Raw genomic sequence first — 16,928 nt, 5'->3', positions numbered from 1 at the left:
CAAGGTACAGCCTCTCTGCGATCTTCTTTCCCTCTGCGTCCTCTGCGAGAAACCTCCTACGCCGCGCGCCGCACCATCCACAGCGCGTAGAGCGCGGGGAGGAAGAACAGCGTCAGCGCGGTGCCGACGAGCGTGCCCCCGATCAGCACGACCGCAAGCGGGCCCCAGAAGCTGGACAGCGTGAGCGGCAGAAAGGCGAGCACCGCCGCAAGCGCGGTGAGCAGCACCGGGCGCGCGCGGCGCACGGTCGCCTCGATCACGGCGGCTTCGAGGCCGAGGCCGCGGGCGCGTTCGGAATCGATCTGGTCGACGAGGATCAGCGTGTTGCGCATGAGAATGCCGGCAAGCCCGATCAGGCCGAGGATGGCGTTGAAGCCGAACGGGAAGCCGGTGATGAGCAGCGCAGGGATTGCACCGAGCAGCCCGAGCGGCGCGGTCGCGAAGACGAGGCCGGTCATGCGGAACGAGCGGGTCTGCAGCATGAGCACGAGCAGCATGATCCCGATCATGATCGGGAACAGCGGCGCCAGCGCGGCGTTTGCCTTGCCGGCCTCCTCGACCGAGCCGGCGGCGATGATCGCATAGCCTGCGGGCAGCTTGTCCATCACGGGCTGCAGTTTGGGCAGGATCGCGGCAGTCACGTCAGCCGGCTGGATGCCCTTGGTGATATCGGCGCGCACGGTCATCGTCGGCACGCGGTTGCGGCGCACCAGCAGCGGGTCTTCGCTGGAAGGCACGATCTTTGCGACTTGCGCAAGGGTCACGCCGGTGCCGTTCGCGGTGCCGATCACGAGGCTGCCGAGGTCACCGAGCGCGTGGCGTTCAGCCCCCGGAGTGCGGACGACGACATCGGTGGTGCGGTCACCGTAGCGGGCCTGTGCAACGGTTGTGCCCGAAATCAGCGCGGAGACCTGCCGGGCGACGCTGGCGGGATCGAGCCCGAGCAAGCGCAGGCGGTCGTTGTCGAACTGGAGCGTGACGGCGGGGGTACGGTCGCCCCAGTCGGTGTTGACCGCGACCGTGTTGGGATTGGCGCGGACCACCTTGGCGACTTGGGCTGAAATGCGGCGCAACTGGTCCGGCTCCGGCCCGGTGACGCGGAAGGCGACGGGATAGGGCACCGGCGGGCCGAACAGCAGGCTGAGCGCGCGGACGCGGGCGCCGGGGTAGTGGCCCTCGGCGGCGAGCTTCTGGACGAGCAGGCGCAGCCGGTCGCGCGCGGCGGGGCTGTGGGTCAGCACGATGAGCTTGGCGAAGGAGGGATCGGCGGGCTCGGGATTGAGCGAGAGGAAGAAACGCGGGGCGCCTCCGCCGAGGTAGCTGTCGACGTAGCGGATCTCGGCCTTCATCTCGGGCCGGTTGAGCAGATCATGCTCGATCTTTTCAACCACGCTGCGTGTTGCGACAAGGCTGGAGCCATGCGGATTGTAGACCTCGATCAGCAGCTCGGGCCGGTCCGAGATCGGGAAGAACTGCTTGGGGATCGCGACGACGAGCAGCACGGCTGCGAGCACCATGCCGAGGAGCACGCCGAGGGTGAGGCGGCCGCGCTGCGCCACGCTGCGGGTGATCCAGTGGCGCAGCTGTTCATAGCGCGGCGTGGCGTAGATCGCATCGTGCCCGCCAGCCACCGGCTTGATATCGGGCAGCAACTTCACACCGAGGTAGGGGGTGAAATAGACCGCGACGATCCACGAGACGAGGAGCGCGAAGCCGACGATCCAGAAGATGTTACCGGCATATTCGCCCGCAGTGGAGCGCGCGAAGCCGACGGGAAGGAAGCCGACTATGGTGACGATCGTGCCCGCCAGCATCGGCCCGGCGGTCGCGCCCCAGGCGAAGGTGGCGGCCTCGATCCGGCTCATCCCTTCTTCGAGCTTCACCACCATCATCTCGATCGCGATGATCGCATCATCAACGAGGAGGCCGAGGCTGAGGATCAGCGCGCCCAGCGTAATGCGGTCGAACTGGCGGCCGGTCATCAGCATGATCACGAACACGGCGGCGAGCGTGAGGGGAACGGAGAGCGCGACGACGATGCCCACGCGCCAGCCGAGCGCGATGAGGCTGACGACCATGACCACGCTGAGCGCGACCGCGAACTTGAGCATGAATTCGCCGTAGGCCTCGGCGATGTTGGCGGCCTGATCGGCGACTTCGGCGGCGGTAACGCCGAGGGGGAGCCGGGTGCGGATCTCGTCAAGCTTGGCATTGAGCGAACGGCCGAGGGTGAGGCCGTTGTAGTTGGGATGCATGACGACGCCGAGCATGACCGCCTCGCCGCCCTCATGGCGGACCTGGAAGCTGGGCGGGTCTTCGTAGCCGCGCCGGACCTCGGCGATATCACCGACGCGCACCACGCGCCCGCCTGCGCTGATCGGGGTGGCCCGCACGGCATCGAGATCGTCGAAGCCGCCCGTGACGCGCACGGGCACGAGGCGCGAGGATGTTTCGAACTGGGCGGCGGGCTGGATCAGGTTCTGATTGGCAAGCGCGCCGAGCACGGCATCGGCGCCCAGCCCCAGCGTGGCGAGCTTGCGGTTGGAAAGCTCGACGTAGATGCGCGGGCGCTGTTCGCCGAACAGCGCGACCTTCTTGACACCATCGACGCGCTGGAGTTCGCTGCGGATGGCTTCGGCGCGCTGCACCAGCGCGCGGTGGGGCAAGCCTTTGGCCTGCACCGCGATGAGCGAGAAATAGACGTCGGAGTATTCGTCGTTGACGATCGGGCCGATCACGCCGCGCGGCAGATTGATCGCCTCGTCGCTCATCTTCTTGCGCGCCTGATAGAACAGCTCCGGCGCGTCCTTCGGCGAGGCCTTGTCGCCGAACAGGATGGTGATGGTGAGGAAGCCGGGCCGGGTCTGGGTTTCGATCCGGTCGTAGTAGGGCAGTTCCTGGAGGCGCTTTTCCAGCCGATCGGCAACCTGATCCTGCATTTCCTGCGCGGTGGCGCCGGGCCATGCGGCGGATACCGTCAGCACCTTCAAGGTAAAGCTGGGATCTTCGGCGCGGCCGAGCTGGAAGAAGGCGAAGATGCCCGCAGCCATCGCGGCGAGCAGCAGGAACAGCGTGGCCGAGGGTTCCTTGACCGCGATCGCGGAGAGGTTGGGGCCCTTCACCGGGCCGCGCCTTCAGCCGGGCGGACTTTCTGGCCGGCGTGGAGCAACTGCCCGCCGAGCGCGACGACGCGGGTGCCGGGGGGCAGCGCCGCGGCGGGGAGGAAGGCTTCCTCCTCGGTAAGGCGCAGCGGCTGCGCGGGCTGGAAGCGGACACTGCGATCCGGCTGAATCACCCACACGCCCGGCCCTTTGCCGAGATCGACGAGCGCGCCGAGCGGGACGCGGCTGCTGCCGGCGCTGGTGCCGGGCAGGCGCACGGTGACGGTGGCGCCGAGCGGAGCGTCTGCCGGTGCACCGGACAGGACATAGCGCGCAGCGAACGTGCGGGTCAGCGGATCGGCGGCCCCGGCGACTTCGCGCAAGGTGGCGGTGACGGGCGTATTACGGCCATAGACGAGGGCCTGCGCGGTTTTCGGCAGCGCAGCGAGCGCGGTTTCGGGGACGGCAACGAGCGCTTCGCGCGCGCCGCTGCGGGCAAGGCGCAGCACCGGCGTGCCAGCGGCGACTAATTGGCCCGCCTCGGCAAGCACTTCGGTGACGACACCGTCTGCATCGGCGACGAGCACAGCATAGCCGCGTTCGTTGGCGGCATTGGCGGCGGCGGCGCGCGCGGCGGAGAGCGTGGCAGCGGCGGCATCGCGCGCGGCGCGGGCGCCGTCGTAAGTAGAGGGGGAAATGGCGCCGGTGGCGACGAGCGGGCGCAGACGCGCTTCGTCTGCTGCGGTACGTGCGGCATCGGCTTCGGCAGCGCGCACTTTGTCTGCCGCAGCGGACGCGGCGAGGCCGAGATCGCGGGCATCGAGCCGGAACAGCGGCTGCCCGGCGCGGACCTGCGAGCCAGCGTCGACGAGGCGGGCGAGGATCTTGCCGGGGACGCGGAAGGCCAGCGTGCTTTCGGTGCGGGCGTGGACTGTGCCGGTGTAGGCATCGCCCCCACTTTCGCCGCCACCTTCGCCCTGCACCAGCGCGGCGGCGACGAGCGGCTCGGCGGGCTGGTCTGACGCGGTGCCGGAGCAGCCGCCGAGGAGTGCGGTGCCGGCGAGCGCGGCGAGGAGCGGGAAACGGGAAATGGCGCGGCGTTGCATGTCAGCCTCCGAGCCCCTGGGGGGACTTTCGACTCCCCTATAATCACGGCTGACGTTTCAGAAAAGATGAAAAATTATTTCTGTTTTCAGTTTTTGGTTCTGAGCGCCTCAAGCACCAGGCGCGTGATCCCCGCCGTCTCGCTTTCAAGGTGGGCCACGCCGAAGGTATCGAGCATGACCGGGTGCCAGACCTTGGCCATCGCGGTGAAGGTGGCGGCCGAGGTTGCCTCGAGCGGGAGATCGGCGCGCATGACGCCCTGACGCTGGCCTTCGGCGATGACATGGCGGATGAGGCCGTGCAGCGTATCCATGAACTGCTGCACCGGCGGCCAATTGCCGCGCGTGGCGGCGAGGCACAGATCGCTTGAGCGCCCGCCTTTGAAAAGAAGATCGCGCATTTTCAGGGCGATATCCATGCAAAGCAGCTCAAAGGTGCGGATCGGATCGGCGGAGGCGCCGCGCGCGACCCGCCATGCGGCGTCTTCCACGCCGGTCAACGCGCGGCTTGTCACCGCCTCGTCGATGGCCTGGCGATTGGCGAAGCTGCGATAGAGATTGGCGGGCGACATGCCGAGCGCGCGGGCAACGTCGGTCACCGTGACTTTTTCGAATCCGAGCGCATCATAGAGGCGTTCGGCGGCGTCGAGAATCTCGTCCCGGCGGTCCACGCTGGGCCGACCTGCCTTTCGCTTTTCTGAAATGGCTGGGTTGATTTTCATGAAAAAGGATATATTCTTTCATCATTCATAGGTCAAGGACTCTTCCGATGTGGACCTTTCTTGCCGGAGCTGCGGCCGTTCTCGTGCTCGGCGGGGCAGCGCCCGCTGCGCAGGCCGCGCCCTATGCCCGGCCTGCTGCGCCGGTGCTGCCCGGTGCTTTCCGCAATGCGCCGGCAGCGGCCGATGCCGTGCCGCTGGCCGAGGGCTGGTGGAAGAGCTTCGGCGATCCGGTGCTGGACCGCATGGTAGACACGGCGCTTTCCGGCAATTTCGATATCGCAGCGGCTGCGGCGCGGCTGGAGCAGGCTGCAGCAGGGCTGAAGGCAGCCAAGGGCGCGCTGATGCCGCAGGCCTCGCTTGATGGTTCGGCTGGGATCAAGCGGCAATCGATCGAGGATGTGCAGGGCCGCGCCTTTTCGCGCTTTCCCGGCTTTCAGCGGACGGTCGAGCAATATGGCCTGAACGGTGCGGCCTCGTGGGAGCTCGACCTGTTCGGGCGGCTTTCGGCTGGTGCCCGTGCGGCGCGGGCCGAGGCGGGCGCGGCGGAGGCGGGGCTGGCCGGTGCGCGGCTGACGATCGCGGCCTCAGTGGTGAACACTTACATTGACGTGCGCGCGATCGAGGCGCGGCTCGCGGTGGCGCACGCGCGCGTTGCAGCGGCGCGGGATGCGGACGCCCTGCTGCGCCAGCGGGCCGAACGCGGCGTGGCGGCGTTGACCGAGACGGACCGCAGCGGGGCGGAACTGGCCGGGGCAACCTTGGCCGTTCCGGCGCTGGAGACCGCGCTGGAAGTGGAGCGCAACCGGCTCGATGTGCTGATGGGCCGTGCGCCCGGGCAAGTCGCGCGCGAGATGGGTGGGGCCAAGATGAGTGGGGCCAAGATGAGTGAGAGCGGCATTCCGGCCGTGCGCGCGCCTGCGGTGCCCGATGGCCCGGCCTCGCTGCTGGCGCGGCGGCCCGATGTCGTCGCGGCTGAGCGGCTGGTCGCGGCGAGCGATGCGCGCGTGGCGGAGGCGATCGCGGCGCGCTATCCCCGCTTCACCATTTCGGGCTTTGCCGGGTTTCTTGCCAACGGGATGGGCAACCTGTTCACCGGCGGCGCGGTGCAGGCCGGTGCTGGCGGCGGGTTCAACGTTCCGCTGTTCACGGGCGGGCGGCTGCGGGCGCAGCAATCGGCGGCGGAAGCGCGGCTGAAGGAAGCTGTCGCGAACTGGCGGCAGACCGCGCTGCAGGCCGCGGCGGAGGGCGAGAATGCGCTGCTCGCGCTGACCAAGCGTAGCGAGCAGGCGGACGCGGCGGCCACGGTCGCGGCGCGGCTGGCGGATAGCCGCCAGCGGATCGAGACGGCGTTTCAGGCCGGTGTGGTAAGCCGGATCGAGGCGCTGGCGATCGAACGGCAGCGGCTCGATGCCGAGGATCAGGCGATTGCTGCCCGGGCCGAGGCAGCGCGCGCGGGTGTCACCGCCTTTCGAGCGCTGGGCGGCGGCTGGCAGGCGGGCGGAGAGCGGCTCGCAGCGTCCCGTTGAGGGACGCCTGCTGAGGCCGGACAAAGACCAAAAAGCAGTGTTACGTTAGGTAACGATCCGTTAACCATACTGCATGGGTTGGGCTTCGGGACGAGTCTCTGTTTTGGCGGGAATGGTGCTGGCGCTGCTGGGATGCGGCGTACTCGCCCGAGCGGCCTTTGCCGAGCGGGTGGCGCCAACCCCTGCGCCGGTCCAGTTCGCTTCGGCCGCGGCGCAATGTGCGCCCGATCCGGCGCTTGATGGTGAGCCGGAGGGGCCACCCCCGCCCACGCCCGTTTCAGCTGCCCGCAAGGGCGTGCTGATCGTGGTGAGCATCCCCTCGCAGCGGCTCTGGGTGTTCCGAGACGGCGAAGAATGGGGATCGACGGCGGTTTCGACCGGGCGGCGCGGCTATGGCACGCCGGCGGGCACCTTCACGATCCTGCAGAAGCACGTGAAGCACCGCTCGCGCACGTATGACAACGCGCCGATGCCCTATATGCAGCGGCTGACGTGGAGCGGTGTGGCGCTTCACGCCGGACGGGTGACGGGAGCGCCGGCCTCGCATGGGTGCATCCGCCTGCCGTGGGATTTCGCGCGGCAGCTTTATGCGTTGACCAATCCGGCTTCGACCTCGGTGGTGATCCTGCGCCAGCCGCTGGACTATGCCGAGGCGGCGAAAAGCGCGGCGCTTGGGCTGCCTGCTCCCGCGCAGGCGGCGCCGGTGCGGCAGGCCTATGCGCCGCCATCCGCAATGCCAGCGCAGGGGGCCATGCAGGGCACGGTACAGACGATCCAACTGGCGGCGGCAACCAACGTCGCCGGGGCGGATGAGTTGTGGCAGGAGCTTTCAGCAAGCGAGCCCGAACTGCAAGCGCTGGAGCCGGTGATCATCCCGGCGGTGGTGCGGCAGATGCAGGTCTACCGTTTGCGCGCTTCGGGGCCGGATGCCCATGCGATCTGCGGACGGCTGGCGGCGCGGGGCATCGCCTGCATCCGGGTTACGGCCTAGACGAGGCCGCTGCCCGCCGAGAGATGGGTGCCGAGGTGGGCGATAAAGGCCTCGATCCGCGCGGGGAGCGCGGGCGTGGGGGCATGGACGGCATAAATTCCGACATCCTGCGAGCCCTGATATTGCGCCAGGACGCGGGCGAGCGCGCCTGAGCCGAGCGCTTCGTGCACATCCCACAAGGAACGCAGCGCGATGCCGCAAGCGCCGAGCGCGAGTTCGCGAACGACTTCGCTGGAATTGGTGCGCACGTGGCTCTGGCCTTGGTGGGTGACCGTGCCCTCCGGGCCATCGAGTTGCCAGGGGAGCTGGCTGGTGGTGGCGAGCAGGCGATGGTGCTTGAGGTCGCCAAGCGTTTCGGGCGTGCCGAACTGGGCGAGATAGGCGGGGGCGGCGCAGAGCACGCGGTGGCTGGTGCCGAGGCGGTGTCCGACAAGACCGGTGCCGATCTTGGCGCCGATGCGGATCGCCAGATCGCAGCTGCCATCGAGGAGGTCGGCGAACTCGTCGGAGAGATCGAGCTGGAGGCGCACGTCCGGGTGGGCGGCGAGGAAGGTGGGCACGTGGGGCACGACATGCATGCGGCCGAACGACGTGGGCGCGGTGACCGCGAGCGGCCCGCGCACATGGGTGTGGCGGCCACTGACGCGTTCCTCGGCGGCCTTGAGGGTGGAGCGCAGCGGGAGCAGCGCATCGTGGAGATCCTGCCCGGCGGGGGTGAGCGCAAGGCGGCGCGTGGTGCGGTGGACGAGGCGGGCGGAAAGGCGCTCTTCCAGCCGGGCCAGGCGCTTCGAGAGCGCGGCGGTGGAAGCTCCCTGTGCGCGCGCTGCGGCGGAGATCGATCCGGCTTCTGCGATGGCGAGGAAGAGATCGTAATCGGGATCGAACATTGTTTCCTGAAAGGAGAAGCTGCGTTGAATTATTTCCTTCTACCGGAAGACGGCAGCGGGGCCTAGGGGAGGGGCATCGGATTTTGGGAGTCGGTGCGATGAGCGGATATGTCGAGCGTTCGGGGCTGCAGGTGGCTGGTGTCCTCGCGGACTTCATCGAAACGCGCGCACTGCCGGGGACGGGGCTGGCGGCAGATGCCTTCTGGGCTGGGGCGGCGGATATCCTCGCCAAGTTTGCGCCGCGCAATGCCGCGCTGCTGGCCAAGCGCGAGGACCTGCAGGCGAAGATCGATGCCTGGCACAAGGCGCGCGCTGGCCAGCCGCAGGATATCGAGGCCTACAAGGCGTTCCTGAGCGAGATCGGCTATCTGGTGCCAGAACCGGCGCCGTTCACCGTTGCGCCGCAGAATGTCGATGCCGAGCTGGCTGTAACGGCGGGGCCGCAGCTGGTGGTGCCGATCCTCAATGCGCGCTTCCTGCTCAATGCCGCGAATGCGCGCTGGGGCAGCCTCTATGATGCGCTCTATGGCACCGATGCCATCCCGGGCGCGGCGGCGGGGAAGGGCTATGACCCCGTGCGCGGCTCGCAGGTGATTGCTTGGGCCAAGGCGCTTCTGGATGAGGTGGTGCCGCTGGCGGCGGGTTCGTGGGCTGACTGGACCGGCGGCGATCTGGCGCTGAAGGATCCGGCGCAGCTGGTCGGTCGCGCTGGCGCGAACCTGCTCTTCCGCCACAATGGCCTGCACATCGAAGTGGTGATCGATCCGGCGCATCCCATCGGCAAGGACGATCCGGCTGGGATCGCCGACGTCGTGCTGGAAGCGGCGATCTCGACGATCTGCGACTGCGAGGATTCGGTCGCGGCGGTGGATGCCGAGGACAAGGTGGCGGCTTATGCCAACTGGCTGGGGCTGATGCAGGGCGATCTTGAGGACACCTTCGAGAAGGGCGGGCGGATGATGACGCGCCGGCTCAATCCGGACCGCGTCTATACCGCGCCCGATGGCTCGGCGTTGACGCTGCATGGCCGTTCGCTGCTGCTGGTGCGCAATGTCGGCCATCTGATGACCAATCCGGCGGTGCTGCTGCCGGGCGGGGGCGAGGCGCCCGAGGGCATTCTGGACGGGATCGTCACCAGCCTGATCGCGATGCACGATATCAATGGCGCGCGCCGCAACAGCCGGACGGGTTCGGTCTATATCGTGAAGCCGAAGATGCATGGGCCGGAAGAGGCGGCGTTCGCCAACGATCTGTTCGATGCGGTGGAGGATGTGCTGGGCCTTGCGCGCCACACGCTGAAGATCGGGGTGATGGACGAGGAGCGCCGCACGAGCGCGAACCTTGCCGCCTGCATCCATGCGGTGAAGGACCGCATCATGTTCATCAACACCGGCTTCCTTGATCGCACCGGCGACGAAATGCACACCTCGATGCAAGCCGGCGCAATGCTGCGCAAGGGCGATATGAAGACGAGCCCGTGGATCACCTCCTACGAGGACCGCAACGTGCAGATCGGCCTTGCGTGCGGGCTTTCGGGCAAGGCGCAGATCGGCAAGGGCATGTGGGCGATGCCCGACCGCATGGCTGACATGCTGGTGCAGAAGATCGGTCATCCCAAGACCGGCGCGAACACCGCATGGGTTCCTTCGCCGACAGCTGCCGTGCTGCACGCAACGCATTACCACAAGGTCGATGTGTTTGCGCGGCAGATGGAGCGGCGCGCGGAAGGGATTGCCAGCCTTGATGCGCTGCTGACCATTCCGGTGGCGGCGGGGCAAAACTGGTCCGAGGCGGACATTCAAGCCGAGATCGACAACAATGCGCAGGGGATTCTGGGCTATGTCGTGCGCTGGGTCGATCAGGGCATCGGCTGCTCCAAGGTGCCCGATATCAACGACGTCGGCCTGATGGAGGACCGCGCTACGCTGCGCATTTCGAGCCAGCATATCGCCAACTGGCTGCTGCATGGGGTCGTCACCCCGGAGCAGGTCGATGCGGCGCTGCTGCGCATGTCGGCGAAGGTCGATGCGCAGAATGCGGGCGATCCGCTCTACCAGCCGATGGCGGGTGATCCCGAAGGCAGCCTCGCGTTTCAGGCGGCGCGGGCGCTGGTGTTCGATGGCGTCTCGCAGCCGAGCGGCTATACCGAACCGCTGCTGCACGCGTTCCGCCAGAAGGTGAAGGCGGCCGCCTGAGCCGGAGAACCGCCCGATGACGATTGCCATGCCGGTGCCAGATGCCGAAACGCTCGCCAAGCGCGAGCGGATCGCGCGGGCGCTGCGGGCGATCGTGCCGGGGGCCAAAGGTTCTGGTGGGGGCGTGATCGATGCACCCGAGGCGCTGCGGCCTTGGGAATCGGATGGGCTGACGGCTTACCGCCAGCCGCCGCTCATGGTCGTGTTGCCCGAGACGACCGCGCAAGTTTCCGCTGTGCTTAAGTGGTGCCATTCCGAGGGCGTGAAAGTGGTGCCGCGCGGGGCGGGGACTTCGCTTTCGGGCGGGGCGCTGCCGCTGGCGGATGCGGTGCTGCTGGGGCTCGGCAAGTTCAAGCGGGTGCTGGAGATCGACTACGAGGACCGTGTGGCAGTGGTGCAGCCCGGCGTTACCAACCTTGCGATCACGCAGGCGGTGGAGGGCAGGGGCTTCTATTACGCGCCCGATCCTTCGAGCCAGATTGCCTGCACCATCGGCGGCAATGTCGCTGAGAATTCGGGCGGGGTGCATTGCCTGAAATATGGGCTCACGACGAACAATGTGCTCGGCGTCGAGATCGTGATGATGGACGGCGAAATCGTGCGGCTGGGCGGGCGGCATCTTGATCCGGGTGGGCTCGATCTGCTGGGCGTGGTGGTCGGCTCGGAAGGGCTGCTGGGCGTCGTCACCGAAGTGACGGTGCGCATCCTGCCGAAGCCCGAGACGGCGCGGGCGGTGCTGGTGGGCTTTCCCGATGCCGAGCAGGCAGGGGCCTGCGTGGCGCAAGTGATCGCCGAGGGGATCATCCCCGCCGGCATGGAAATGATGGACCGGCCCGCGATCCATGCTGCCGAGGCCTTTGTGCAGGTGGGCTATCCGCTCGATGTGGGGGCGCTGCTGATCGTCGAGGTCGATGGCCCGGCGGCGGAGTGCGATTTCCTGATCGGCGAGATTGCGCGGATTGCCGATGCCAATGGTGCGGTCACTTCGCGCGTTTCGGAAAACGAGGCGGAGCGCATGGCGTTCTGGGCGGGGCGCAAGGCGGCGTTTCCGGCGGTGGGGCGGATTTCGCCGGATTATCTCTGCATGGACGGGACGATCCCGCGCCGCCGCCTGCCCGATGTGCTGCGGCGGATGGATGAGCTGTCCGCAGAATATGGGCTGCGCGTCGCCAACGTTTTCCACGCGGGCGATGGCAACCTTCATCCGCTGATCCTTTATGATGCGAATGTGCCGGGCGAACTCGACAAGGCGGAAGCGTTTGGTGCGGATATCCTGCGGCTCTGCGTGGCGGTGGGCGGGGTGCTGACGGGCGAGCATGGGGTTGGGATCGAGAAGCGCGATCTGATGCCGGAGATGTTCAGCGAGGCGGACCTCAAGCAGCAGCAGCGCGTGAAGTGCGCGTTTGATCCGGAACTGTTGCTCAATCCGGGCAAGGTGTTTCCGGTGCTGCACCGCTGCGCGGAGCTGGGGCGGATGCATGTGCATCACGGCGCGCTGCCGCATCCCGAGTTGCCGAGGTTCTGATGCTGGAGCCTAGGGATGCGGCGGACCTTGCCGAAATCGTCGCCGATGCCGCGGCGGGTGGGCGCAAGTTGGAGCTGCGCGGCGGCAGCACGCACGCGGAGTTTGGTGCGCCGCGTGAGGCTGAACTGGTCTCGCTGGCGGGGCTGACGGGCGTGGTCGACTACGATCCGGCGGAACTGGTGCTGACGGTGCGTGCGGGCACGCCGCTGGCCGAGGTGCAGGCGCTGGTGGCGAGCGAAGGGCAGATGCTGGCGTTCGAGCCGTGGGGCGATGCGGGTGCGACCATCGGCGGCACCGTGGCGGCGGGCGTGGCGGGTTCGCGGCGGGTAACGGCGGGGAGCGCGCGCGATCATCTGCTGGGGCTGACGGCGGTTTCGGGGCGCGGCGAGGTGTTTGTTGCAGGCGCCAAGGTCGTCAAGAACGTGACGGGCTACGACCTCCCCAAGCTGATGGCGGGATCGTGGGGCCGCCTTGGTGCGATGACCGAACTCACGTTGAAAGTGCTGCCGCGTCCGCGCGAAGTGGTGACGATGGCGGCGCGCGGGCTTGCCCCGGCAGCGGCGCATGCGGCGATGGCCTGCGCGCTGGGGAGCCGGGCGGATGTGTCTGCCGCTGCCGCATTGCCGGATGGGACGGTGCTGTTGCGCGTGGCGGGCTTTGTGCCTTCGGTGGCGGCGCGTTGTGCGGTGCTGCCGGAGTTGCTCGCGGGCCATTGCGCGCTGGAGGCCATGGCCGAGGACGAGGCTGCGCCCCTGTGGTGGCGGGCGATGACGGGTGAGGCCTTGCACGGGGCGGTGCGCTGGGATGTGCATCTGCCGCCGCGCCATGCGGCGGAACTGATCGGCGCGCTGCCTGAGGGCGCGGACTGGGCGATGGACTGGGGCGGCGGGCGGCTCTGGATCGGCACCGATCACGAGGACGAGGCTGTGCGCGAGAGTGCGGCACTTCTGGGCGGAGAGGCGCGGCTGGTTCTGGCGCCCAAGGCGATGCGGGCGCGGGTTCTGGCGTTTCATCCACGCGCGCGGGGCGTGCTGGCGCTGGAAGCGCGGGTGCGGCGGGCGTTCGACCCCAAGGACGTGTTCGCCACTGGCCGGTTTGCGGAGGATGCGCATGCAGACGCGGTTTGACGCAGGTGCGCTCGCCGATCCGGCAATGGCGACATCGGAAAGCGTGATCCGCAAGTGCGTGCATTGCGGGTTCTGCACCGCGACCTGCCCGACCTATGTGCTGCTGGGTGACGAGAACGACAGCCCGCGCGGGCGGATCTACCTCATCAAGGACATGCTGGAGAACCAGCGCGTGCCGGGGCCGGAAACGGTCAAGCATGTCGACCGCTGCCTCTCATGCCTTGCCTGCATGACGACCTGTCCTTCGGGGGTGAACTACATGCACCTCGTCGATCATGCGCGGGCCTATATCCACGAGCATTATCGGCGGCCCTGGCATGAGCAGGCCACGCGGCGGCTGCTGGCATGGGTGCTGCCCTATTCCGGGCGGATGCGGCTGGCGCTGGAGTTTGCGCCGCTGGGCCGGCCATTCGTGCCGCTGATGAAGCGGATCAAGGCGCTGCGACCCTTGGCGGCGATGGTCGCGCTGGCTCCCAAGCGGGTGCCTGCGCCGGTGCTGGTGCAGCCCGAACGGATGGCGAGGCCCAAGGGCCGGGTGGCTTTGCTGCAGGGCTGCGCCGAGCCGGTGCTGAGCCCTGAGGTGCGCGCGGCGACGGTGCGGTTGCTGGAGCGGGCGGGGCACGAGGTGGTGTTTGCGCAGGGCGAAGGCTGCTGCGGCGCGCTGGTGCATCATCTGGGGCGCGAGAGCGATGCGCTGGCGGCGGCGCGGCGCAATGTCGATGCGTGGATGGCCGAGATCGAGGGGAAGGGCCTCGATGCGGTGATCGTCACCACATCAGGCTGCGGCACCACGATCAAGGATTATGGCCATATGCTGCGCGGCGACCCCGCCTATGCCGCAAAGGCGGCGCGGGTGAGCGCGCTGGCGATGGATGTGAGCGAGTATCTGGCCAAGGTGGGGCTGCCACCGGTGACGGCGCGGGGGCTTTCCGTGGCCTATCATCCGCCCTGCTCCTTGCAGCACGGCCAGAAGGTGACCGAAGCACCGAAGCGGCTGCTGGCGGAGGCGGGCTATGCCGTGCGGCTGCCGGCGGAGGCGCATCTGTGCTGCGGTTCAGCGGGCACCTACAACATTCTCCAGAGCGAACTCGCCGGCCAGCTCGGTGCGCGAAAAGCTGAGCGGCTGAGCGCGTTGGAGGCCGATGTGATCGCCACCGGCAACGTGGGCTGCGCAGTGCAGATCGCGCGCCATTCCGGTCTACCCGTCGTCCACACCATCGAATTGCTCGATTGGGCCACTGGCGGCCCGAAACCCGCAAATCTCAGTCATCTTCCCCAGGAGTAAACACCCATGACCCGTATCTCGCTCGATCAGGCCCAGACAATCGTTGATGGCGCGCTCAAGGAAGCGCGCGCGCTTGGCCTCAAGCCGATCAGCGTTGCCGTGCTCGATGCCGGTGGCCACATGATCGCCTTCGCGCGCGAAGATGGTTCCTCGAACCTGCGCCCGCAGATCGCGACCGCCAAGGCCTCGGGCGCGCTGGCGCTGGGGGTCTCCTCGCGCACCATCGGTGAGATGGCGATCGAGCGGCCGACCTTCATCAATGCCGCGGCGGGGCTCAATCCGGCGGGGATCGTCCCTGCAGCGGGCGGTGTGCTGGTGAAGGATGCAGACGGCGCGGTGATCGGCGCGGTCGGTGTGACCGGCGACACCAGCGATAATGACGAACTCGCCGGGCTGGCGGGGATCAAGGCGGCGGGGCTCGCCGCCTGATGCCTCAGCCGGGGCGGTGGCCCATGGTCCACACGTAGGCCGCCACCGCCCGCGCATCGGCCTCATCCAGCGGCGCGCCGCCCATCGCGGGCATGCCGCCGCTAGCCTTCTTCGGCTTGGCGACTCCGGTGCGGATCGTGGCGGCAAGGCCTTCGAGCGAGCCGTCGCTCCATTGATAGGCGGGACCGACAAGCGAGCCGCCGGCGGAACTGCCGCGCCCATCAGAGCCGTGGCAGCCTGCGCAGGTGCCGCCCTTGGCCTCGCCGAAGTAGATCCGCTGGCCGAGCGCGACTTCGTCCGCGTTCGAGCCGGGCGGGGCGAGCGGGGGCTTGCCGCTGAACGGATCGCCGGTGGTGAGCGCGCTCTTCACCGCCGCGCGCGGGGCGGCGGTGAGCGGAGCGTCCGCCGCGCCGTGGTAGGTCACGCGCCAGATCGTGCCGCGCACGTCATCGGCGATATAGAGCGCGCCGTCCGGCCCCACGGCGAGGCCCGCCGGGCGGTGGGCAGCGCGGCCGGGTTCGCGGTATTCTCCGGCAAAGCCATCGGCAAAGCGGATCCATGTACCCGAGGCCTTGCCGTCCTTCAGCGGCTGGAACGCAACGAGATAGCCGTCCTGCGGCGCGGGCGCGCGGTTCCACGAGCCGTGGAAGGCGATGAACGCGCCTTCGGCATAGGCGGCGGGGAAGCGGCCTGCGCTGTAGATCGCGACATCGTTGGGCGCCCAGTGCGCGGGATAGGCAGCCACGATGGGCGTTTTGCCGGCGCAGCGGCCCCCTGATCCATTGGGCGTCTTGCCGCCATCGCCGCCATATTCGGGGGCGAGCACGTGGCGCTGGCCATCGTAGTAGCAGGTCGGCCAGCCGAAATCCGCGCCCTTGAACGGGGAGAACAGGATCTCGCTCGGCAATTCCGCGCCTTGTTCGCCGGAATAGAGCGCGGGCCAGTTCTGCGAGAGTTGATCGCGACCGTGCTGGGTGGCGAAGACACGGCCCGCGCTGTCGAACGCGATGCCGCCGGTGTTGCGGATGCCGGTGGCCCAGCGGTCGGCGGGGGAGAAGACCTGTCCGGTCTTGTCGGCGCGATAGGCCCAGATGCCGCCGCGCGTCTGCTGTTCGATGCAGGGGTCTGCGCCCTTGGCGCCTGGCTGGCGATTGGGGCTTTCGCACGTGTTGGAGGCTGAGCCGGAATTGACGAGGAGGAGGCCGCCCTTGTCGATCGCGAAGGGGTGCATCGGATGATCCCCCTTCATGACGAGGCCAGAGACGACCGTTTCGCCCGCGCCGCCGGGCACTGCCACGCCGGGGGTGAGCGCATAGCGGACGATGGTGCTGCCTTCCTCGGCATAGAGCGCCCCGTTCCACAGCGCGATGCCGGTGCCGCCCTGTCCGCCCTTGCGGGCATTCGAGCCGAAGCGCTCGGTCACGTCGGCGGCGCCATCACCATCGCGGTCCTTCAGCGCGACGATGAAGCCGCCGGCAGGTGCGGGTGCGCCGGGGAAGTAGTCGGGATAGTCCCAAGTGTTGACGTAGACCGTGCCGTCCGCACCGACGGTGAGGTGGCGGGCATGGCCGAGGTGATCGGCAAAGACCGTGGCGCAGAAGCCCGGCGGCAGGCTGAGCCCGCCATTGTCCGGCGCGCAGTCTGCACTCGCGGGTTCGGACGCGGCAGCCAGCGGCGCGCGCGGCGAGATGATGGCGAGGCCGAGCGCGGCGGCGCTGGCGGCGACGAAGACGGTGCGGCGCGAGAGATGTTTGATCATGGCGCGACTGTGGTGGTCCGTCCGCCGGCGGTCAATCCTGATCAGAGGGAAATGGCGGTGAAGACAGGCAGCAGGAGGCCACGCCTGCCTGTGATGGCGGCGGGTGGCAGATGCTCAAGGGGGGCGGGGCTGCGGCAATTATATGACGATCTGGTCATATAATTGCCAGAGGTCATAGAGTTTCGTCCAACAGGCATTTTGAGCGCTATAATGGTGTCAGGTTGCAAATGCGTAGATCCCATTATATGACCTGTAAGTCATGCCAGTATCTCGCCTTC

General features: G+C 68.2%; 12 protein-coding genes. 7 read left to right on the top strand and 5 right to left on the bottom strand.

The features are described 5' to 3' along the window. Positions 1–56: 56 nt before the first annotated feature. The 3 genes from Q0071_RS01855 to Q0071_RS01845 all read right to left on the bottom strand — a co-directional run bounded on the left by Q0071_RS01855 (position 57) and on the right by Q0071_RS01845 (position 4,926). The gene (locus tag Q0071_RS01855; protein ID WP_298164670.1) at positions 57–3,122 is read right to left on the bottom strand and encodes an efflux RND transporter permease subunit; all 3,066 of its coding nucleotides are present in this window, start codon (positions 3,120–3,122) and stop codon (positions 57–59) included. Next, positions 3,119–4,207, bottom strand: a complete 1,089-nt coding sequence (locus Q0071_RS01850; protein WP_298164666.1) for an efflux RND transporter periplasmic adaptor subunit — start codon at positions 4,205–4,207, stop codon at positions 3,119–3,121. Before Q0071_RS01850 ends, Q0071_RS01855 begins: the two co-directional genes overlap by 4 nt. Positions 4,208–4,293: 86 nt before the next feature. Beyond that, a complete protein-coding gene (locus tag Q0071_RS01845; RefSeq protein ID WP_298164664.1) occupies positions 4,294–4,926 on the bottom strand; it encodes a TetR/AcrR family transcriptional regulator in 633 nt (210 codons plus the stop codon). A gap of 47 nt (positions 4,927–4,973) precedes the next feature. On the opposite strand from Q0071_RS01845, the gene Q0071_RS01840 reads away from it, so the two are divergent. After that, a complete protein-coding gene (locus Q0071_RS01840; RefSeq protein WP_298164661.1) occupies positions 4,974–6,452 on the top strand; it encodes an efflux transporter outer membrane subunit in 1,479 nt (492 codons plus the stop codon). A 112-nt stretch (positions 6,453–6,564) separates the two neighbouring features. Beyond that, on the top strand, positions 6,565–7,443 hold the full coding sequence (locus Q0071_RS01835; protein WP_298164658.1) for a L,D-transpeptidase family protein: 879 nt from the start codon (positions 6,565–6,567) through the stop codon (positions 7,441–7,443). Here Q0071_RS01835 and Q0071_RS01830 read toward each other — a convergent pair. Further along, positions 7,440–8,330, bottom strand: a complete 891-nt coding sequence (locus Q0071_RS01830) for a LysR family transcriptional regulator (RefSeq protein ID WP_298164656.1) — start codon at positions 8,328–8,330, stop codon at positions 7,440–7,442. The genes Q0071_RS01835 and Q0071_RS01830 overlap by 4 nt on opposite strands. A gap of 98 nt (positions 8,331–8,428) precedes the next feature. Between Q0071_RS01830 and Q0071_RS01825 the strand changes: the two genes are divergently transcribed. Genes Q0071_RS01825 through Q0071_RS01805 form a run of 5 tightly spaced genes read left to right on the top strand, consistent with a single transcriptional unit; the run spans position 8,429 to position 14,891 of the window. Then, a complete protein-coding gene (locus Q0071_RS01825) occupies positions 8,429–10,525 on the top strand; it encodes a malate synthase G (protein ID WP_298164654.1) in 2,097 nt (698 codons plus the stop codon). Between the two features lie 16 nt (positions 10,526–10,541). Further along, on the top strand, positions 10,542–12,050 hold the full coding sequence (locus tag Q0071_RS01820) for an FAD-linked oxidase C-terminal domain-containing protein (RefSeq protein WP_298164651.1): 1,509 nt from the start codon (positions 10,542–10,544) through the stop codon (positions 12,048–12,050). Continuing rightward, positions 12,050–13,177, top strand: coding sequence for an FAD-binding protein (locus Q0071_RS01815; protein WP_298164649.1), 1,128 nt, complete (start codon positions 12,050–12,052; stop codon positions 13,175–13,177). The genes Q0071_RS01820 and Q0071_RS01815 overlap by 1 nt, the downstream gene beginning before the upstream one ends. Then, positions 13,161–14,462, top strand: a complete 1,302-nt coding sequence (gene glcF, locus Q0071_RS01810) for a glycolate oxidase subunit GlcF (protein ID WP_298164647.1) — start codon at positions 13,161–13,163, stop codon at positions 14,460–14,462. Before Q0071_RS01815 ends, glcF begins: the two co-directional genes overlap by 17 nt. A 6-nt stretch (positions 14,463–14,468) precedes the next feature. After that, positions 14,469–14,891: a heme-binding protein gene (locus Q0071_RS01805; RefSeq protein WP_298164645.1), complete on the top strand. Its 423-nt coding sequence runs from the start codon at positions 14,469–14,471 to the stop codon at positions 14,889–14,891. Positions 14,892–14,895: 4 nt separating this feature from the next. Here the strand turns inward: Q0071_RS01805 and Q0071_RS01800 are convergent, their stop codons facing one another. After that, positions 14,896–16,650 carry a c-type cytochrome gene (locus Q0071_RS01800; protein WP_298164643.1) on the bottom strand — a complete coding sequence of 585 codons (1,755 nt, stop codon included), beginning with the start codon at positions 16,648–16,650 and terminating at the stop codon, positions 14,896–14,898. Positions 16,651–16,928: the final 278 nt, after the last annotated feature.

It is taken from the genome of Novosphingobium sp. (genome assembly GCF_027486195.1).
In the GTDB taxonomy this organism is placed as follows: Bacteria; Pseudomonadota; Alphaproteobacteria; order Sphingomonadales; family Sphingomonadaceae; genus Novosphingobium.
Note: the sequence above shows the minus strand (reverse complement) of the source record. Positions and strands in the feature narration are given on the sequence as shown.